The organism is Mesorhizobium sp. P2_D1 (assembly GCF_056404455.1).
Genome location: NZ_JBFUDZ010000004.1, coordinates 184,355 through 203,789 on the forward strand (window position 1 = coordinate 184,355; position 19,435 = coordinate 203,789).

20 protein-coding genes are annotated in these 19,435 nt (G+C 62.9%); 10 read left to right on the forward strand and 10 right to left on the reverse strand.

Features of this window, described 5'->3' with window-relative positions; all coding sequences use genetic code 11:
- Positions 1-4 precede the first annotated feature (4 nt).
- A complete protein-coding gene (locus AC1D0I_RS06130) occupies positions 5-1,033 on the forward strand; it encodes a zinc-dependent alcohol dehydrogenase family protein (RefSeq protein ID WP_477393771.1) in 1,029 nt (342 codons plus the stop codon).
- Between the two features lie 278 nt (positions 1,034-1,311).
- Positions 1,312-1,686 (forward strand): VOC family protein, encoded by a 375-nt coding sequence (locus AC1D0I_RS06135; protein WP_477393711.1) that lies wholly within the window; start codon positions 1,312-1,314, stop codon positions 1,684-1,686.
- A 65-nt stretch (positions 1,687-1,751) separates the two neighbouring features.
- On the opposite strand, the gene AC1D0I_RS06140 is transcribed toward AC1D0I_RS06135, so the two are convergent.
- The gene (locus tag AC1D0I_RS06140; protein ID WP_477393713.1) at positions 1,752-2,861 is read right to left on the reverse strand and encodes a TRAP transporter substrate-binding protein; all 1,110 of its coding nucleotides are present in this window, start codon (positions 2,859-2,861) and stop codon (positions 1,752-1,754) included.
- A 262-nt stretch (positions 2,862-3,123) separates the two neighbouring features.
- On the opposite strand from AC1D0I_RS06140, the gene AC1D0I_RS06145 reads away from it, so the two are divergent.
- A complete protein-coding gene (locus AC1D0I_RS06145) occupies positions 3,124-3,897 on the forward strand; it encodes a gamma-glutamyl-gamma-aminobutyrate hydrolase family protein (protein WP_477393715.1) in 774 nt (257 codons plus the stop codon).
- Here AC1D0I_RS06145 and AC1D0I_RS06150 read toward each other — a convergent pair whose 3' ends face one another.
- The 5 genes from AC1D0I_RS06150 to AC1D0I_RS06170 all read right to left on the reverse strand — a co-directional run bounded on the left by AC1D0I_RS06150 (position 3,898) and on the right by AC1D0I_RS06170 (position 8,064).
- A complete protein-coding gene (locus AC1D0I_RS06150) occupies positions 3,898-4,299 on the reverse strand; it encodes a hypothetical protein (protein ID WP_477393717.1) in 402 nt (133 codons plus the stop codon).
- A gap of 101 nt (positions 4,300-4,400) precedes the next feature.
- A complete protein-coding gene (locus tag AC1D0I_RS06155) occupies positions 4,401-5,399 on the reverse strand; it encodes a 2-hydroxyacid dehydrogenase (RefSeq protein WP_477393719.1) in 999 nt (332 codons plus the stop codon).
- Complete coding sequence (locus AC1D0I_RS06160; RefSeq protein ID WP_184873355.1) at positions 5,396-6,418, reverse strand: LacI family DNA-binding transcriptional regulator; 1,023 nt, start codon at positions 6,416-6,418, stop codon at positions 5,396-5,398. The genes AC1D0I_RS06155 and AC1D0I_RS06160 overlap by 4 nt, the downstream gene beginning before the upstream one ends.
- A 113-nt stretch (positions 6,419-6,531) precedes the next feature.
- Complete coding sequence (locus tag AC1D0I_RS06165) at positions 6,532-7,416, reverse strand: DMT family transporter (protein WP_167392024.1); 885 nt, start codon at positions 7,414-7,416, stop codon at positions 6,532-6,534.
- A 240-nt stretch (positions 7,417-7,656) separates the two neighbouring features.
- A complete protein-coding gene (locus AC1D0I_RS06170) occupies positions 7,657-8,064 on the reverse strand; it encodes a DUF2000 family protein (protein ID WP_477393720.1) in 408 nt (135 codons plus the stop codon).
- A 50-nt stretch (positions 8,065-8,114) separates the two neighbouring features.
- Here AC1D0I_RS06170 and AC1D0I_RS06175 point away from each other — a divergent pair, with 50 nt between their 5' ends.
- Positions 8,115-8,987, forward strand: coding sequence for an AraC family transcriptional regulator (locus AC1D0I_RS06175; RefSeq protein WP_477393722.1), 873 nt, complete (start codon positions 8,115-8,117; stop codon positions 8,985-8,987).
- Positions 8,988-9,009: 22 nt separating this feature from the next.
- On the opposite strand, the gene AC1D0I_RS06180 is transcribed toward AC1D0I_RS06175, so the two are convergent.
- Positions 9,010-9,480 carry a MarR family winged helix-turn-helix transcriptional regulator gene (locus AC1D0I_RS06180; RefSeq protein ID WP_095084311.1) on the reverse strand — a complete coding sequence of 157 codons (471 nt, stop codon included), beginning with the start codon at positions 9,478-9,480 and terminating at the stop codon, positions 9,010-9,012.
- A gap of 217 nt (positions 9,481-9,697) precedes the next feature.
- On the reverse strand, positions 9,698-10,429 hold the full coding sequence (locus tag AC1D0I_RS06185; RefSeq protein WP_477393724.1) for an intradiol ring-cleavage dioxygenase: 732 nt from the start codon (positions 10,427-10,429) through the stop codon (positions 9,698-9,700).
- Positions 10,430-10,627: 198 nt separating this feature from the next.
- On the opposite strand from AC1D0I_RS06185, the gene AC1D0I_RS06190 reads away from it, so the two are divergent.
- Positions 10,628-11,683: a CobW family GTP-binding protein gene (locus AC1D0I_RS06190; protein WP_477393726.1), complete on the forward strand. Its 1,056-nt coding sequence runs from the start codon at positions 10,628-10,630 to the stop codon at positions 11,681-11,683.
- Positions 11,684-11,735: 52 nt separating this feature from the next.
- Here the strand turns inward: AC1D0I_RS06190 and AC1D0I_RS06195 are convergent, their stop codons facing one another.
- Complete coding sequence (locus AC1D0I_RS06195) at positions 11,736-12,035, reverse strand: hypothetical protein (RefSeq protein WP_477302391.1); 300 nt, start codon at positions 12,033-12,035, stop codon at positions 11,736-11,738.
- Between the two features lie 60 nt (positions 12,036-12,095).
- On the opposite strand from AC1D0I_RS06195, the gene AC1D0I_RS06200 reads away from it, so the two are divergent.
- Complete coding sequence (locus tag AC1D0I_RS06200; protein ID WP_477393728.1) at positions 12,096-13,070, forward strand: WD40 repeat domain-containing protein; 975 nt, start codon at positions 12,096-12,098, stop codon at positions 13,068-13,070.
- 152 nt (positions 13,071-13,222) lie between these two features.
- On the opposite strand, the gene AC1D0I_RS06205 is transcribed toward AC1D0I_RS06200, so the two are convergent.
- Entirely contained in the window at positions 13,223-13,675 is a 453-nt protein-coding gene (locus tag AC1D0I_RS06205; RefSeq protein WP_477393729.1) for a hypothetical protein, read from the reverse strand.
- A 156-nt stretch (positions 13,676-13,831) separates the two neighbouring features.
- On the opposite strand from AC1D0I_RS06205, the gene AC1D0I_RS06210 reads away from it, so the two are divergent.
- The 4 genes from AC1D0I_RS06210 (at position 13,832) to AC1D0I_RS06225 (ending at position 19,432) form a co-directional block, all read left to right on the forward strand.
- Positions 13,832-15,211, forward strand: coding sequence for an aspartate aminotransferase family protein (locus AC1D0I_RS06210; protein WP_477393731.1), 1,380 nt, complete (start codon positions 13,832-13,834; stop codon positions 15,209-15,211).
- A 46-nt stretch (positions 15,212-15,257) separates the two neighbouring features.
- Positions 15,258-16,643 carry a glutamine synthetase family protein gene (locus AC1D0I_RS06215; RefSeq protein ID WP_095084312.1) on the forward strand — a complete coding sequence of 462 codons (1,386 nt, stop codon included), beginning with the start codon at positions 15,258-15,260 and terminating at the stop codon, positions 16,641-16,643.
- A gap of 87 nt (positions 16,644-16,730) precedes the next feature.
- Positions 16,731-17,966: a putative DNA modification/repair radical SAM protein gene (locus AC1D0I_RS06220; protein WP_477393733.1), complete on the forward strand. Its 1,236-nt coding sequence runs from the start codon at positions 16,731-16,733 to the stop codon at positions 17,964-17,966.
- Between the two features lie 2 nt (positions 17,967-17,968).
- Entirely contained in the window at positions 17,969-19,432 is a 1,464-nt protein-coding gene (locus tag AC1D0I_RS06225; RefSeq protein ID WP_477393735.1) for a UdgX family uracil-DNA binding protein, read from the forward strand.
- Positions 19,433-19,435 lie beyond the last annotated feature (3 nt).

The following is a 19,435-nucleotide window of genomic DNA, read 5'->3' on the forward strand; positions in this document are numbered from 1 at the left end:
GATCATGAAAGCGGTGCGGCTGGAAGCGGTGGGCAGCATCACGCTGCGCGAGGTCGACAAGCCCGACATCGGGCCGGATGAGCTTCTGGTGCGCGTTGAAGCCTGCGGCGTCTGCGGCACGGACCGGCATCTGTTCCACGGCGAATTCCCGTGCACGCCGCCGGTGACGCCCGGGCATGAATTCTCCGGCATCGTCGAGGCACTCGGAAAATCCGTATCCGGCTTTGCCGTTGGCGACCGCGTCACCGGCGACCCCAACATCGCCTGCGGGCGTTGCGCGCACTGTCATGCAGGGCGGGTCAACCTCTGCAGCAACCTGCGTGCCATCGGCATTCATCGCGATGGCGGCTTTGCCGAATACCTTGCCTTGCCGCAGAAGCAGGCCTTCATCCTGCCTGCCGACCTGAAGCCGACGCATGGTGCCTTCTGCGAACCGCTCGGCTGTTGCCTGCATGGCGTGGACCTGGCCGAGATCAGGCCAGGCAGCTCGGTGGCCGTGCTTGGCGGCGGCGTGATCGGCCTGCTCACCGTGCAGCTGGCGCGCCTGGCCGGGGCCACGACCATCATCTTGTCGACCAGGCAGGCCTCGCGGCGCGCGCTCGCCGAAGATCTCGGGGCCACGGCGACGGTCGATCCGACCGCCGCCGATGTCATCAATGCCGTCGCCGGACCAACGGGCCTGGCGCCAGGCGGTGTCGACGTCGTCTTCGAATGCGCGGGCGTGCGGGAGACCGTCGAGCAGTCGATGCGGCTGGCCCGCGCCGGCGGCACGGTGGTCATCGTCGGCGTGACGCCGCAAGGCATGAAAGCGGAATTCGAGCCCTTCGACCTGCTGTTCCGGGAATTGAAAGTGCTCGGCTCCTTCCTCAATCCCTACACCCATCGCCGCGCCGCCGAACTCATTGCATCGGGCACAGTCGAGATCGACCGGCTGATCTCCAGGCAGGTGACGCTCGAAAACGCGGCAGCGGTGATCGCCAATCCGCCGGCGCCCGGCGAGGTCAAGGTGCTGGTGGTGCCGCACGCTGGCTGAGCGGCTGCGGCTTGGCCGTGCGCGCTTGCCGGCAACCCATCGATCGGTTATTGGGTGCGCGCCGAAAAAGACATGACCGGTTCGGTAGTCCGGTCTCTTCCGTTGTTGAACGGAGGCCTGTTCACCGCATGATTTGCGGGAGAACCCACGGCCGGCAAGCGAGGCCAAAGCCCGCGAGCCGGTTGGGTCATGTCCGGATTTCCTGATGCCACGGCCCGCCGGTTCACAGTCTGCAGCCACGCCTGTCCGCGCTTCAATCAACGACAGGACAAAGAACCATGAAACTGAACCATGCCAATCTCATTGCCACCGAAGTCGCGGCTCTTGCCGGCTTCTTCACCAGCCATTTCGGCTTCGAGCTTGTCGCCATGCGCGGCAAGGATGCCTTCGCGGTTCTACGCGGCACCGACGGTTTTTCCCTCAACCTGATGACACCAGGCAAGGGACAGGCAGCCAGCTATCCCGATGGTTTTCACGTCGGCTTCTTCGTCGGCAAACCGGACACTGTGCACGCAAAGCAGGCCGAGCTTGCCGATGCGGGCCTCGCGCCTGGCGAAGTCCAGGAGCTGACGCGAGGCGGCGTCAATTCGACCACCTTCTACTGCCTTGCGYCAGGCGGAATACTGATCGAGGTGAGTTCCTCGCCAGCCTGAAAGAAAGACCCCGGGCGAACGGGCCCGGGGTCCTTGAATGAATGCACTGGAGTCGTTTGCAGGGCCTACAGCTTGCCGTTGCGCTGCTGGACCATCATGAAGGTGTCGTAATTGTATTCGGCCACCTGCGCCCAGAGATAGTGCTCCTTGCGAAAGCCCTTGATCGATTCCCAGATCTTCTTGAACGGCGCGTTGGAGGCTTCCATTTCGGCATAGACCTCGTTGGCCTTCTCGAAGCAGGCGGCCATGATGTCCTGGCTGAATGGGCGCAGCTTCGCACCACCGGCCACCAGCCGCTTCACCGCTGCCGGGTTCAGATAATCGTACTTCTGCAGCATGTTGGCATCGGCAGCCTGGGCGGCGGTGCGCAGCAGTGACTTGTAAGCCGGCGAAAGCTCGTCGTATTTCGCCTTGTTGAACATCAGGTGGACGGTCGGACCGCCTTCCCACCAACCGGGATAGTAGTAGTAGGGCGCGACCTTGTAGAAGCCGAGCTTCTCGTCGTCATACGGGCCGACCCATTCGGCGGCGTCGATGGTGCCTTTTTCCAGCGCCGGATAGATGTCGCCGCCGGCGATCTGCTGCGGCACGACGCCGAGCTTCTGCACCACCTTGCCGGCAAAGCCGCCGATGCGCATCTTGAGGCCGGACAGATCGGCAACCGTGTTAATCTCCTTGCGGAACCAGCCACCCATCTGCACGCCGGTGTTGCCGCCCGGCAGGCCGAAAAGGCCCTGCGTGGCGAGAAACTCGTTGAATAGGTCGATGCCGCCGCCATGGTAGTGCCAGGCGTTCATGCCGCGCGCGTTGAGCGAAAAGGGAACCGCCGCACCGAGCGCCCATGTCGGGTCCTTGCCCCAGTAATAATATGCCACCGTGTGGCAGGCCTCGACCGTGCCGGCCGTGGTGGCGTCGGCGGCCTGCAGGCCGGGCACGAGTTCGCCGGCGGCAAAGACCTGGACCTGGAAGTTGCCATCGGTGGCTTCCGACAGCATTTTGGAGAACACCTCAGCGCCGCCATAGATGGTGTCGAGCGACTTCGGGAAGGACGACGCAAGCCGCCACGTCACCTTGGGATTGGACTGGGCTATTGCCGGCGCCGCGAGCGTGGCCGCCGCCGCCGCAGCACCGACGCCAGTAACACCAGCCTTGCTAATGAATGAACGACGATCCATGAAGTTCCTCCCTTTTGGACCAGACAGACCGACGTTCGGAAAATCCTCGCTTCCGTGTCGGTTGGCGCGAAACAATACACAGGCAAGAGGTCGAGTCCAGCGCGGCGGCCCGATTTGACGGCGAAGCCCAGCCGCCTTGCAACTATAGTCTAACAGGCTGTTTCGTGGCCCATGCGACACGTGAAACTTGTCATGGAAAAATGGCGGCGGATCGCCTATTTTGGAGGCAGGACATCCTTTGCAGATGGAAAACAGAGCCAAAATGCATCAGCCGCTCGTCGCCATATCGACCGACGTACGTCAGTTCGACAACTACACCTGGCATGCCGCCCCGCAGCAATATCTGGAGGCGGCGATTGCCGGTGCCGGCGTGTTTCCGGTGCTGGTGCCATCGTTCGGCGACAGGCTCGACTTCGACGAACTTCTCTCGTCGGTCGACGGGGTCATGGTCACCGGGTCGAAATCCAATGTGCACCCCTCGCTCTATGACGGCGACGCCAGCGAGGCCAATGGGCCCTACGACCCGGCGCGCGACGCCACCACGCTGCCGCTGATTCGCAGGGCGATAGAGCGCGGCGTACCGCTGCTCGCCATCTGCCGGGGTATCCAGGAAATGAACGTGGCGCTCGGTGGCACGCTGGGCACCGAGATCCAGGAGCGCGAGGGTTCGTTCGACCACCGCGCGCCGGTGAGCGACAATCAGGATGAGCGCTTCGCCATCCACCAGACCATTTCGATCAAGCCGGGCAGCTGCCTAGCCGGCGTGTTCGGCGCCGGAGACATCAAGGTCAATTCGTTGCACCGCCAGGCGATCGACCGGCTGGGCTCGAAACTGCAGATCGAGGCGGTCGCCGGTGACGGCACGGTCGAGGCGGTTTCGGTGCGCGACTCACGCGCCTTCGCCGTCGGCGTGCAATGGCATCCGGAATATTGGGTCAACTCGGACAGCAACTCGGTCAAGATTTTCCGTGCCTTCGGCGATGCCGTGCGGCTGCACGCCGTGGCGAAAGCGGGTGCGCGCGCCGCAGCGGAATAATCAGTCCCTAAAATCACCTGTCGCCGCCAGCGACAGCAATGGTGCGGCCGGCGCATAGGATTCGTAGCCGTCACCGTCAGCAACCGCGAAGGTGACGATCGGATCGACGCCATTGGCGCTGAAGGCGACCGTGCCTTCCTGTTCCTGGCGCCAGAACTTTGCCCGCTCGATACCGGGCAAGAGCCGGCGGCAGTTCGGCCCCATCGTCAACAGCGACAGGTCATCCGAAACCGACGCACCGCGCGTGACCGCGCAGTTGCCTTGGTCGCCATTGGCCACCAGCCTGTAGCTGTTGGATGGCGCGACCGCATCGGCGGCACTGTCACCGCCGCCGTCGTGAAGCAGATGAAAGCTCCCAAACAGCGCGGCGGCAGCTGTCACGAGGGAAAGCGTTTTTATCATTCTTCATCCTCGAACACGGACAGGATGAAGAATGATTTCAGATGGTTAAGCGGACGTTAATAAGTGTGGCAACCTGCCGCCTGTCCGGACGGAAAGGCGCTTCACGCTTTTCCTGGAATAGCTTTGGCCTTCACATTCACAGTCTCCGGCACCGGCGTCAGCGGACGACGTTCTGCGAACCAAGAGACCAGATTGTCGACGCACAGATCCGCCATTGCGCGCCGTGTATGGTCCGAGGCCGAGCCGACATGCGGCAACAGCGATGTGTTCGGCGCGTCGAGCAGCGCCTTGGGCACGTTCGGTTCGTCGGCGAAGACATCGAGGCCCGCGGCGGCGATGGTGCCACTGGCGAGCGCTGCCGCCAGTGCTGCCTCGTCGACCGTGCTGCCGCGGCCGATGTTGACGAAGACGCCGTTGGCGCCCAGCGCCGACAGGATTTCGGCATTGACCGCCCTCTCCGTCGAGGCGCCGCCGGGCGCTACCGAAATCAGCGTGTCGACCGCTTCGGCAAGGCCCTTCAGCGTCGGATGGTACTGGTAGCTCACGCCTTCGACCCGGCGCCGGTTGTGGTAGGCGACCGACAGGCCAAAAGCTTCTAGCCGCCGAGCAATCGCTTGGCCGATGCGGCCCATGCCGAAAATGCCGGCGCGGCGCCCGCGCAAGGTCAGCCGGCTCAGGGGATAGTTGCCCTTGCGCAGCCAGCTGCCGTCACGCAGCCAGGTCTCGGCACGCGGCAGGTCGCGGATGGTGTTGATCAGCAGCCCGATCGTGGTGTCGGCAACCTCTTCGGTCAACACGTCGGGCGTGTTGGTGACCATGATGTTTCTGGCAGCCGCATGGCCGACATCGACCGAATCATAGCCGACGCCGAAAGATGCGATGAGTTCGAGATTGGGCAATGCATCCATCATCGCCGCATTGATGCCGGCGAACGAGGCAATGCCACGCACGTTGCTGCGCATTTCTTCGGTGACCAGCGCCGGATCGGCTCGTTCGATCCTGACCGGGTTGAAGGTGTTGTCGATGCGCTTGACCGCATGATCGTTGAAGTCGCCCGGCACCAGAATGGCGACGGTCTGCAATTGTTCGGCCTTGGTCATGCACGCTCCACCGGCTTGCCGGTCGACTGGCGCACATGCAGTTCCGGCTTGATCAGTTCCTGCGACGGCCGCACCGTCTGCCCGTTCAACTTGTCCAGCAGCGCGCTGGCTGCGCGGCGTCCAACCTCGCGCTGGCCGTTCCAGACAGTGGTCAGCGCCGGCGTCGCAATCGCCGCCTCTTCGAGATCGTCATAGCCGGTGACCGAGATGTCGACGCCCGGCACCAGGCCGGCACGGGCGATGCCGTTCATCAGGCCGATGGCGACAAGGTCGTTCCAGCAGCAGGCGGCCGTCGGCTTGTCCTTCAGCGCCAGGAACTGCCCGGCGGCCTCGAAGCCGGCTTGCTTGGTGCGCGGGCCGGCGATGCGCCAGGACGGCCTGACCTCAAGCCCGGCCGCCTCCATGGCGTTGACATAGCCCTGGTAGCGATCGCGGCCGGTCGAGGTCTGGTCGGTGCCGCCGATCATGGCGATGCGCTTGTGGCCGAGCGAGATCAGATGGTTGGTGGCGAGCCCGGTGCCATAGGCATCGTCGCCGCGAAAGACCGGCACATCGGCACCCTCGACCGTGCGTGCGATCAGCACCGCCGGCAGGCCGTTCTCCTCGGCCATCAGGATGTCGGAAGCCGGCGTGCCGATGGCCGGCGACATGATGACGCCGTCGGCGCCCAACTGCAGCAGCGTATCGATGAAGGTGCGCTGCTTCTCGAGCTGGTCATAATGGTTGGACAGGATGAAGGTCTGGCGGCTGCGGTCGAGTTCGCTTTCGATCGAGCGCAGGATCTCGGCGAAGAACGGGTTCATGATGTCGTGGACGACGACGCCGACAATGCCCGAACGCGAGGTGCGCAGGCTGGCGGCGCGCCGGTTGTAGATATAGCCGATTGCGCGGGCATGTTCCTTGATGCGGTCGCGGGTGGTGCCGGCGACCAGTGGACTGTCGCGCAGCGCCAGTGACACCGTGGCCGTGGAGACGCCGAGCGCATCCGCGATCGTCGAAAGCTTGATTTTCTGTGCCAGCGACCTGTGCTCCCCGACCGGCTTCAGTCCTTATGCATGTCGTTGTCCCGAAACCGGTTCCCACATGCATTAAACAGTTTAAAGGCGGGGTTATGCCATCGATCGGCAGTAAATCAAAGTTTTTTTGCCAACGCCTCCGCTTCGACATCGGAGGCCGCGCGGCTCTGCAGCCGAAGCCGATGCTCGCGATGAACGATGTAGAGGCCGCTGGCGACAATGATGGCGGCGCCGACCAATGTCCAACGGTCGGGAAACTGCTTGAAGACGATCCAGCCGGAAATGATCATCCACACCATCTGCGAATAGGGATAGGGCGCCAATGCGGTGGTGGTCGCAAGCCGGTAGGCCTGGACCAGCAGCCAGTGGCCGACGCCGCCGAACACGCCAAGCATGAGCAGGACGAACCAGTGCCAGCCATCATGCGGCAGGGAAAACGAAAACGGCAGCAGGGGCAAAAGCAGCACCGCCGGCGCCAGTGCCGAAAACAGGATCAGGCTTTCCGACGTCTCGCTCGCCGACATGCGGCGCGTCATGATGACATAGAAGCAGTTCGACAGCATCGAGCCGAGCGCAAAGAGATGCCCGATGCCGAAAACGCCGACACCTGGCCGGGTGATGATCAGAACCCCGGCGAAAGCAGCCAGGATCGCCAGCCAGCGCCGCCAGCCGGCCCATTCGCCAAGCAGCGGGCCGGCAAGTGCGGTGATCACCATCGGCCCGAAGAAATAGATCGAGGTGGTTTCGGCCAGTTGCAGGGACCGTAGCGCCAGGATGTTGAACATGGTCGATCCGAACAGGAACAGACCGCGCAGAACATGGGCCGGCAGGTTGACCGGGCGAAACCGTACCGGTTGGCGCCAGCTGCGCAAAAGCGTGCCGACCAGCACCACATGCACGGCAAAGCGCACCCAGGCGACGACCAGTACGGATACGCCGGCCAGGACGAGATATTTGCTGCTGGTGTCGAGGAAGGTGAAGAAGATGTAGGTGGAAAGCATGCAGAGGATCGCCACCGGGGGCGTTGCGCTTTCTGGATGTCTTTGGGGAGCACTCACTTGCAGGCCGGATGGGAAGCTGGGCTGGAGCCCACCTTTGCGGGAAATGCCGCTTGCCGGCAAGCCAATTGTCGGCTGCCACCACGCCAAAGCCGGCTGGCACAACAACAGCGCCCGGCAGGCTTAGTCTTTTGGAGCGAAGGTGCGTCGAAACCCCGATCAGGCCGGCATATTCAGCGCACCCTAGTCGTGCATGCGGGCGCCCTTGGTGATCTTGTCGACCACCTTCTTCTCGGCGCGAAGCGCCATACCGACCACCCTGGCTTCTTCAGGTGCGAATTCGGCAAAGACTGCACGGTTGGCCGTGTCGTGGCCGGTCGCGAACATCTCCTCGACATAGAGCGAGGTCGTCACGCCACGCTCTAGCGTGCGCCGGTGGATTGTGCCCAGCGTCGCCTGGTCGGCCGACAGCACGATGACCGGCTGGATCGACAGTGGATTGTAGAGATTGCCGGCGTGGTCGCGGTAGGGTTCGCCGATGATGTCCGGGAATTGGGCAACGATGCCGCTGGTCAGGAAGGCGGTGACGTTGAGTTTCTGCCAGACCGGCAGATCCTGCCTGAGCACGATTGCAAATTTCGTATCGAACATGAGACATTGACCATTCGAGCTTGTGCCCCAATGCGAGGCTGAAGGAGAAGATGTCGCACGATCTAAACAGCAGGGCATTCGAGGGTCTTGGACGTTTGTGCGTTGACGCGGCGGAGAACTGCATCATCTCCGCCTCCGATCCGGCCGGCATGGAGCGGATCGAGGCGCGGTTCCATGGCAGCGCCTTCGACCTGCATCGCCACGACACCTATGCGATCGGGGTGACGCTGCATGGCGTGCAGCGGTTTCGCTACCTCGGCGCGACGCGCCACAGCCTGCCTGGCCAGATCATCGTGCTGCATCCCGACGAATTGCATGACGGTGGTGCTGGCACCGAGGACGGATTGCGCTACAGGATGCTCTATCTGGAACCGTCGCTGATGCTCGACTGCCTTGGCGGCGCGTCTTTGCCCTTTGTCAGGGACGGCGTGCTGACGGACGATAGCTTCTGCACGACGCTGCTTTCGGCGCTGGGGCCGCTGGAGGAGGAACTTGACGAGCTGTTCGTTGCCGACTTCCTCACCCAGTTGATGCAAAGCCTGGCCCGGCATGCCGGCCAGCCGGCGAAGCCGATTGCCAGGACGGCATGGCGGGCGGCTACGCTGGCCCGCGACTATCTCACGGAGAATTTCGGCCGCCCCGTCAGCTCGGGCGAACTGGAGGCGATCACCGGGCTCGACCGCTATGCCTTGTCACGGCATTTCCGGGCCGCCTTCTGCACCAGCCCGCATCGCTTCCTGGTGATGCGCCGGCTTCAGAGCGCACGGCGGATGATCGCCGCCGGCGAGCCCTTGGCGCAGATCGCCATCGAGGCCGGCTTCAGCGACCAAAGCCATTTCATCAGGCAATTCAAGAAGGCGTATGGCATGACGCCGGGGCGCTGGTCATCGCTGATCCAAGGCGCTGCAACGGAGGCGGCTTGATTTTTACGCCGGGACCAGGCGATCAGTCGTCCGTCTCGGCGTCGTCGTCGATCAACACCAATTCCTCATTCGAGAGGTTGGCCTCGATACGGGCAAGCAGCTTGAACAGTGCCTTCTGGTCCTTCTTGTCGAGGCCCTTCAACGCCTGCTTTTCGGTCTTCTTCACCGATTTCTCGATGGCGTGGATGATGTCGCGACCGGTGTCGGTAAGGAAAATATGGGCTTGGCGAGCATCGGCCGAGGAGGCGCGCTTTTCCAGAAAGCCCTGCGCCTGCAGGCGGTTGATGGTCTTGGTGATGGTTGGCGGGCGCACGCCGAGGCGTCCAGCGAGATTGCCCGGCGTCTGGCCGTCTTCACGGTCGAGCGCCAGCATGATCTGGTCCTGGCCAGCATAGAAGCCGTGTGCCAGAAGCCGCGCCGCGAGCGCGGTTCTTGCTAGCCTTGCCGCCGAATGCAGCCGGCTCATTGTTGCAGTCTTGTCCGCCTTGGCCATGGTCATCCCTCTTCGGCCGTACCGGTGCGGTCAGCATAGACTCAGCCGGCCGGTTGGCAATCGACAATCAAAAAGATTCCGGCGCTCCAAACAGCTTTGCCGGCAAGCATTGCGGTGTCCGCCGTGGCTAATGCCAGATGTTTATTTCAGTTAGATGACAAACGACTTTTCGCGAGCGGAGTTTTCGCCGCGGACCAGATGCGTGAGGGAATGTCGCTCAGCCGGGCTTCACTGCCACGATCATCAGTGCTTGATAGGCATCCTCCACCTGGCGCAGTGCGGCCCGCGACAGCGGTCCGGCCTGCCTGGCGATGCCGTCGCCGGCGTTCGAGGTGTCACGCTTGCCGGGCCTGTCGTTGTATGGCGCGACAGTGGTGAATATCTGGTCGCTGACGCTGTCGGGGAAGAACAACTGCCCGGTCATCACCGAATTCTCGTCAGGGAAGACCTTGAAATGGATATGGGTGGTGCGGCCGTGATACCAGCCGGGATAGATGGTGGCGAAGGAAACGATGCCGCTTGCATCGGTCTTCTGCCAGCCACGCAGGAACGTCTGGCCCGACGTGTCGACATCACGGCCGTCACCTTGTCCCGGGTAGCCCGAATRGGCACCTTGCGCATCGCAATGCCAGATGTCGACGCGGGCGCCGGCAAGCGGCCGGCAGGTCGCGTCGACAACCTGCAGCCTTACAGTGAGGGCAACGCCCTTTTTGCCTTCAGTGACGTCGGCACGTTCGAGTTTCGGGTCGAAATAGAACGGCCCTTCGGTCACCTCGGGCGTGATGGCACAAACGCCGGCGCCGGATTGGAACAGGGTCAGTCCGGCATAGGACGAAGACTGGGCAGCGATTGCCGCGGCCGGCAGGAAGGCACCACCGCCGGCAGTCACCGCGATCAAGCTGAGCGCCTTGCGCCGGCTCAATGAGATGGAGAATGGCTTTCCGGACATATCGTGCCTCTCGAATTGGCCCCCCGTCTCCTGATCTAGGCTGTGACGGCGGCTCCCGCCAAATGAAAATTCGGCAATGCCGGCAAGCCGGTTTGGCCCATCGGTTTGCCTCGTGCAAAAGCCCAGCACACGTCCTATATGGAGCCGACAATCCCTTTTCGAGGCTTTTTTCAAGGCCCAGATTTTTCGAGGCAAGTCATGAGCGACGCACAGACGCAGATCCCCGTAACCGTTCTCACCGGCTATCTCGGCGCCGGCAAGACGACGCTGCTCAACCGCATCCTGTCGGAAAACCACGGCAAGCGCTACGCCGTCATCGTCAACGAGTTCGGCGAAATCGGCATCGACAACGAACTGATCGTCGAATCCGACGAGGAAATCTACGAGATGAACAATGGCTGCGTCTGCTGCACAGTGCGCGGCGACCTGATCCGCGTCGTCGAAGGCCTGATGCGCCGGCCCGGCCGTTTCGACGCCATCGTGGTCGAGACCACCGGCCTCGCCGATCCGGTGCCGGTGGCGCAGACCTTCTTCATGGACGACGATGTGCGCTCCAAGACCAGGCTCGACGCGGTGGTGGCGCTGGTCGATGCCAAGCATCTGCCGCTGCGGCTCAAGGATTCCAGGGAAGCCGAGGACCAGATCGCCTTCGCCGACGTCGTCGTGCTCAACAAGAGCGACCTCGTCACCCCCGAAGAACTCGCCAAGGTCGAAGCGACGATCCGTGCCATCAATCCGGCGGCGAAGATCCATCGCACGACGCGCGCCGGCGTCGCCTTGACGGAAGTGCTCGACCGCGGCGCCTTCGACCTTTCAAGGGCGCTGGAAAACGATCCGCATTTCCTCGAGGCGCATGACGATCACGACCATCACGACCATGACCACGACCATCATGATCATGACCATAACGGGCATGACCACCACCATCACGCGCATCCGTCCGACATCCATGACGTGACGGTGCAGTCGGTGTCGCTGCGCGGCGGCGAGATGGACCCGAAAAAGTTCTTCCCGTGGATCGAGAAGATCACCCAGATGGAAGGCCCCAACATCCTGCGGCTGAAGGGCATCATCGCGCTCAAGGGCGATGACGAGCGCTACGTCATCCAGGGCGTGCACATGATCATCGAGGGTGATCACCAGCGCGCCTGGAAGGACGGCGAGAAGCATGAGAGCCGGCTGGTCTTCATCGGCCGCGAACTCGATGCCGAGCGGCTGAAGAAGAGTTTTGACGCCTGCCAGGCGGCAGCTTGACGCCAAGCAGGGCAGTGTGAAAAAGAAGCTATCGGTCTAAAGGCCGATAGCCTTACGACTTGTTGGCAAACTGCGTGCCGGATGCCCGGTAAATTTCATGACAAAGCGAGTGCGCAGGTCGGACTTGTGCGCCAATTTCGCAACCGAGATAGAATATTATCCTTACGTCATCCAACTTTTTTCGCGAGAGAGAGGACGCTTCTTCCGTCTTGGTGACCTTGCTCCCGAGTTGACTCGGTCTGGCGAGAATATCGTGGTTTCCTGGGGTTCCTTTGATGACGATGACGATCGGCGAATCGTCAACTTCATCGACACTTCGGATCTTTGGACGAGGTTCTACGTCGTCATGCATGAAGCCTACCTGGAAACCTACTCACCTCTGTTCGCCAAAAGCAGGAAAATGAACTAGCCCATGCCCACCGTCGCCCCGCTTGATCTCGAAGGCCATTGCGTCGCCGCCGTCTTCCTCGGCGACGTGCCGCATTTCGCGCTGGCCGATGGTGCCGTCCATCGGCTCGACCATGGCCACAAGACAATTCAAGCCAATGACGGGCTGCTCGCCGCCTTCCACGATGCGACCAATGACCGGCTGATCACCGGCGGCGAGGATGGCAAGATTTTTTCTGTCACCGCGGGCGGCAGCTTCCAGGAACTGGCGAGAGCCGGGAAAAAATGGATCACCAGCGTCGCCGCCGGACCGCAGGGCGCCATCGCCTATGCCTCAGGCAAGAACGCCTTCGTGCGTTTCGCCGACGGCAAGACCAGGGAATTTGCCCATCCGCGTTCGGTCGAGGGGTTGGCGTTCTCGCCCAAAGGCATGCGCTTCGGTGTTGCCCGCTACAATGGCGCGACGCTGCATTTCCCGGCCACCGAAGGCAAGCCGGCGGAGCTCGAATGGGCCGGCGCCCATACCGGCATCACCTTCTCGCCCGACGGTGCGTTCCTAGTCACCACGATGCAGGAGAACGCCCTGCACGGCTGGAAGCTTGCCGACGGCAAACACATGCGTATGAGCGGCTATCCCGGTAAGGTCAAAAGCCTATCATGGAGCGCGAAAGGCAAGTGGCTGGCGAGTTCCGGTGCACCGGCGGCGATCGTCTGGCCGTTTTCAGGCAAGGACGGCCCGATGGGCAAGGCGCCCCTGGAACTCGGCACGCGCGGCAACGCCATGGTGACGGCGGTCGCCTGCCACCCGAGCCAGGATGTCGTCGCCGTCGGCTATGATGACGGCATGGTGATGGCGGTACGCTTTTCCGATGCCAAGGAAGTGCTGTTGCGGCGACCGGGCAAGGGCGCCATAACCTCGATGATGTGGGACAAGGAAGAGCGCCGCGTCGCCTTCGGCAGCGCGGCCGGCGATTGCGGCGTCATCGACATCACGGCGTAAGGTGTGCTGAAATTCAGGTGAGGCCGGCCTGCAAACGACAGCTCTCTGCGCTTCCGGTGCTCACGGACCCGAACGTCCGCTCCGCTCCAGTTCTCGAAAGCCATCATTTTCGGCTCGGCCTGACCTGAATCTCAACACACCCTGGTCTGGGATCACTCGGCGCCGCAGGATACCTTGCCGGTCAGATCGGTGGTCTTGCCATCGCCGTCCTTGTCGGCGGTGCTGTCATAGACGGCAAGCGTGTACTGCCCGTCATAGACACCTTCATCGCTGGCCTTGGTCAGGATCGTCAGTTCGACGGAACTGAAGGTCTTGGCCACCTCGTGCTCATGATAGATGTTCAGCCGCAGATCCTTGTCGTCGAGCCAGTACTGGGTGAGGTTGGCATCCTCGAACACGGTCTTGCGCAGATGGTCGTCAGCGGACCTTGCCTTGATTTCGAGGTCGCCGCGAAAGTTGAAAGTCGGGCCGCCCATGCCTCTGGTGACACCGGCGCCGACCTCGAATGCCACCGCCGCATCGTCGACGTTGCACCAGATGCCACCTGAGGCGCAGGCCATACTGGCCGACAAAAGCAGCCCCGTCGCGCAAATGATCGTCCGCATTTTTCCCCCCCGCACCCACAATTGMCCCTCATTGGCGCTGGTTTCGCCAGCAGCGTCAAGCGTTGCCACCAGCGGCTGAGCCAATGCAGGATAGACGCGCGGCCAATTGCGGTCGCGGACATGGATTGGCTATGAGAGACGACCAGAGGGGTTTTCATGCATAGCGGCAGTTCAAGGACATCCATCGGCGGCATCGATCGCGATCGCATTGCCGACCTGCTGGAGATCGAGGCGGCAGCCTTCCGCAAGGCGCGGCCGAAATCGCAGGCGAAGGTCGGCAATGGCCTGCCCGGCTTCTTCGGCGGCGTGCCGATGCACTGGATGAACGACTGGCCGACGCCGTTTCCGATCCTGGTCGACAGAGCCAGGGGCGCCACCATCACCGATATCGACGGTATCAGGCTCGACGATTTCTGTCTGGGCGACACCGGTTCGATGTTCGGCCATTCGCCAACGCCGGTGGCGCGCGCCATTCGCCGCCAGGCCGGGCGGGGCCTGACCTATATGCTACCCTCCGAAGACGCACTCGCCATCGGCCCGCTGCTGCAGCAGCATTTCGGCCTGCCGTTCTGGCAGATCGCGACGACGGCGACCGATGCCAACCGCTTTGCGCTGCGGGTCGCCCGCGCCGTCACCGGGCGCGAAAAGATCCTGGTCTTCAACGGCTGCTATCACGGCTCGGTCGACGAGACGATGGTGCGGCTGGTGGATGGTGTTCCGGTCAACCGGCCAGGACTGGCGGGCGAATTCCGCGACCTGACCCGCACGGCGAAGGTGATCGAGTTCAACGATGTTGCCGCTCTGGAGGCCGCGCTTAGGGATAAGGACGTGGCCTGCGTCATCGCCGAGCCGGTACTGACCAATTCCTGCATGGTGCTGGCCGATCCGGGCTTCCATGACGCGTTGCGCAGGTTGACGCGCGAAGCCGGTACGCTGCTGCTGATTGACGAGACGCACACCATCTCGACAGGCCTGGGCGGTTACACCAGGAAATACGGGCTGGACCCGGACTTCTTCGTGCTGGGCAAGCCGATCGCCGGCGGTGTGCCCGCCAGTGTGTGGGGCATGAGCGACGGTGTCGCCTCGCGCTATGCGGCCTACAACAGGGCGAAGGAGCCGGGTTATTCCGGCATGGGCACGACGCTCTCAGCCAATCCGCTGCAGTTTGCGGCGATGCGCGCCACGCTCGAAGAGGTGATGACCGAAGACAATTATGCCCGCATGGACCATCTGGCGCGGCGGCTCGACGCCGGGCTGACCGGCGTCATCGACCGTTATCGCTTGCCCTGGCATGTTGCCCGCGTCGGCGCCCGCGTCGAGTTCATCTGTGCGCCCGGCCCGCTGCGGAATGGCGCCGAGGCCGAGACGGCGCATGCGCCGGAACTGGAAGCGGCCATCCATGTCGCGCTGGTCAATCGCGGCGTGCTGATCGCGCCCTTCCACAACATGATGCTGATCTCGCCGGCGACTACCGCTGCTCAGGTCAACCGGCTGATCACCGCCTTCGGCGCGGTTGCGGCAAAGCTTGCGGCATGAGACAAGCGGCTAACACATGGGCGCGCCAAGCAAAGCCGGACAGATCATGACCTCACCTTCGGGCTCGACGCCCACCGAGGCGCAAGCCTTCCTCGAGGTTCATCCCGAGATCGAGGCGTTCGATATCGTGCTGACCGACGCCAATGGCGTCGGCCGCGGCAAGATCGTGCGCCGGCATGAGCTGAAAAGCATCTTCGAGGGCGGCCGGCACATGCCGATCTCGATCCTCGGCCTCGATATCACCGGCGAGGATGTGCACGAAACCGGGCTGATCTGGACGACCGGTGACGGCGACCTCAGGGCCTGGCCTATCCCCGGCACGCTGGTGCCGCTCTACGGCACGAACCCGCCACGCGGCCAGCTGCTGATGGAGATGTATCACCTCGACGGCCAGCCGATGTCGTCGGATCCTCGCCTGGCGCTGGCACGGCAAGTGGAGATCCTGGCCGCCAAGGGTCTTCATCCCGCCGGCGCCTTCGAGCTGGAATTCTTTCTCCTGGCCAACGAGCGCGATGCCGACGGCAAGGTGCAGCCGGCGCGCGCCGTGCTCGACGGCCGCGTCTCGGGCAAGACGGAAGTCTATTCCGTCGATCACCTGCACGGCATGGAGCCGCTGTTTTCCGACATCTATGCGGCTGCCAAGGCACAAGGTATTCCGGCCGAGACGGTGATCTCCGAATATGCGCCTGGCCAGTACGAATTGACGCTGAATTACCGCAAGGACGTGATGCGGGCGGCAGACGACCTGGTCATGCTGAAGCGGCTGGTGCGGGCACAGGCGCGCCGACACGGCGTCACCGCCTGTTTCATGGCCAAGCCAATCGAAAAATATGCCGGCTCGGGCATGCATTTCCACGTCTCGCTGCAGGACAGAGCGGGCCGAAACGTCTTTGCCGAAGCCGGCGGCGAGAGCTGGTCGCTGCCGCTGCTGCGCGGCCTTGGCGGCCTGATCCAGACGATGGCCGAATCGATGCTGGTGTTTGCGCCGCATGCCAATTCCTGGCGGCGCTTCGTGTCGCAATCCTATGCGCCGGTGGCGCCGACCTGGGGCGTCAACAACCGCTCGGTGGCGCTGCGCGTGCCGGCCGGCGACGCGAAGAACCGGCGCATCGAGCACCGGCCGTCGGGCGTCGACGCCAACCCCTATCTGATCGCCGCGACCGTGCTCGCCGGCATCATCAAAGGTCTCGACGAAGGTCTCGATCCCGGCCCGGAAACCACCGGCAACGGCTATGAGGCAGCGGTGACGCGCACGACGATGCCGGTCGACTGGCGCGCCGCCATCGAGGCCGCGCGAGCATCCAGCTTCCTGAAGGGCGCGCTCGGCGAAGACCTGCACCGCACCTTCGTGGCGATAAAGCAGTCCGAGTACCTGCGCGTGGCGCGCACGGTGAGCGAACTGGATTATCACCTCTACCTGCACGAGGTCTGAGAGCTTTTTGATCAGGCGGCGATCACTTTTTCGCCGCCTCCATCAAATGAGGTGGCGCGCCCGCCTTCAAGAACATATCATGAACATATGAGCGCACTTACCGTCCGCGAAAAGCTAGCGATCCTGTCCGATGCCGCCAAGTACGACGCCTCCTGCGCCTCATCGGGCGCGGCGAAAAAGGATTCCCTGAAATCCGGCGGGATCGGCTCCACCGAAGGCATGGGCATCTGCCATTCCTATGCGCCGGATGGGCGCTGCATTTCACTGCTGAAAATCCTGCTGACCAATTTCTGCATCTATGATTGCAGCTATTGCATCAACCGCTCGTCGTCGAATGTGCAGCGCGCCCGTTTCACCGTCGACGAGGTGGTGAAGCTGACCATGGATTTCTACCGGCGCAACTACATCGAGGGCCTTTTCCTGTCCTCAGGCGTCATCCGCTCGCCCGACGAGACGATGGGCGAGATGGTCGAGGTGGCGCGAAGGCTGCGGCTGGAAGAGAAGTTCTCCGGCTATATCCATTTGAAGACCATTCCGGAAAGTTCAGCGGAACTGGTCGAGAAAGCAGGCCTCTACGCCGACCGGTTGTCGATCAATGTCGAACTGCCCACCGACGAAGGGGTGAAGAGACTGGCGCCGGAAAAGAAGCCGGAAACGATCCGGCTTTCGATGGCCAGGCTGCGCCAGAAGATGGAGGAAAAGGCCGAGCCGACGCTGAGGACCAAAAAGCGCGAACGCTTCGCGCCGGGTGGGCAGTCGACGCAGATGATCGTCGGCGCCGACAGGACCACCGATGACGGCATCCTTCATACCAGCGCGCGGCTCTATGGCAGTTACCATCTGCGGCGCGTCTATTATTCCGCGTTCAGCCCGATCCCGGATTCGTCGTCGTCCCTGCCCTTGCAGAAACCGCCGCTGATGCGCGAACACCGGCTCTACCAGGCAGACTGGCTGATGCGATTTTACGGATTTTCGCAGCCGGAGATCATGGCCGGCAGCAGCGACGGCATGCTCGACCTCGCCATCGATCCGAAACTGGCGTGGGCGCTGCGCAACCGGGGACGGTTCCCCGTCGATATCAACCGCGCTGATCGAGAGGCATTGTTGCGCGTGCCCGGTCTCGGCACCAAGGTGATCGCCAAAATCCTGGAGACCCGACGTCACCGGCGGCTGCGGCTGGAAGATATCGGCCGTCTCTGCCAGTCGATCGCCAAGCTCAGGCCATTCATCGTCGCCGAAGACTGGTCGCCGGGCGCGCTCACCGACGAAGCAGGTTTGCGCGGTAAGATCGTGCGTTCCTGCGAACAACTGTCCCTGTTTTGACGATGCGGCCGGCACAGCTCGATCTTGCCAGATATACGGTGCGGCTCGACGCGGAGACCGACTTTTCCGGCTGGCGCGACGCGGCACGCCGGCTGGCCCTGAATGAAGTCGGGCCCGATGACATCAGCTGGCATGTCGAGCCGGGCTCCAATCAAACCGATTTGCCGGACGTGCCTGCGGGCGTGCAACTGGTGGTGCCGCGCGACTTCGTCGAGCATGCCGAAATCGCCTTCTGCCATTCAGACCCCGGCCGGTTCGCTTTTCTCTACCGGTTGCTCTGGCGGCTGCGCAGCGAGCCGAAGCTGCTGGCAATTGCATCGGATCCAGACATCAGGCGTCTCGAAACCATGGAGAAAGCGGTGCGGCGCGACATCCACAAGATGCGCGCCTTCGTACGCTTCCGGAAGATCGGCGACGGTGACGAGGAGCGCTATGTTGCCTGGTTCGAGCCGGATCATTTCATCGTCGAGCGCAACGCGGCTTTCTTCGTCAGGCGCTTCACCGGCATGCGCTGGACCATTTTGACGCCGCATGCCTCTGCCGACTGGGATGGCGACAGGCTGGCGATCGGGCCTGGCGCCGTCAAGGGCGATGCGCCGGCGCAGGACGATACCGAAGCCCTGTGGCGAACCTATTTCGAGAACATCTTCAACCCGGCGCGGCTGAAGGTGAAAGCCATGCAGAAGGAGATGCCGAAGAAATATTGGCGGAACCTTCCCGAGGCCTCGCTCATTCCAGAACTGATCTCGGGAGCGGACAAGGCCGCCAAGGACATGATTGCCAGAATGCCAACGACACCCGCGCCGCACCACGCCAGGCTGCAGGCAAAGCATTGGCCGAAGAATGAGCCGGCTGAGGCCCTGGAAGATCAGGCCGCCAAGACCATTTCCGAATTGCGAGAGGCGGCAAAAGGTTGCCGGCGCTGCCCGCTTTGGCGCGACGCCACGCAGACCGTGTTCGGCGAAGGGCCTGACGGCGCCAAGGTGATCTTCGTCGGCGAACAGCCCGGCGACCAGGAGGATCTGGCCGGCAAACCTTTCGTCGGCCCGGCGGGCAAGGTGTTCGATGCGATCCTCGACGACGCGGGGGTTGACCGCCAGAAGGTCTACGTCACCAATGCAGTCAAGCACTTCAAGTTCGAGCCGCGCGGCAAGCGACGCATCCATTCCAAACCGAATGCCGGCGAGGTTCAGGCCTGCCGCTGGTGGATCGACAAGGAGTTCGAGCTGATCAAGCCGAATCTGGCCGTGGCACTCGGCGCAACGGCGGCCTTGTCGCTGCTGGGCAAGGCGATCCCGGTGACAAAAATGCGCGGCCAGGTGATCGAACGCGAGGACGGCTTGCGTGTCTTCATCACCATCCACCCCTCCTTTATCCTGCGTATCCAAGAGCCCGCGGACATGGAAGCGGAGCGTGACCGGTTTCTCAGAGATATGAAAGAGGTGAAGCGGCTTATGGCCGCCTGAACC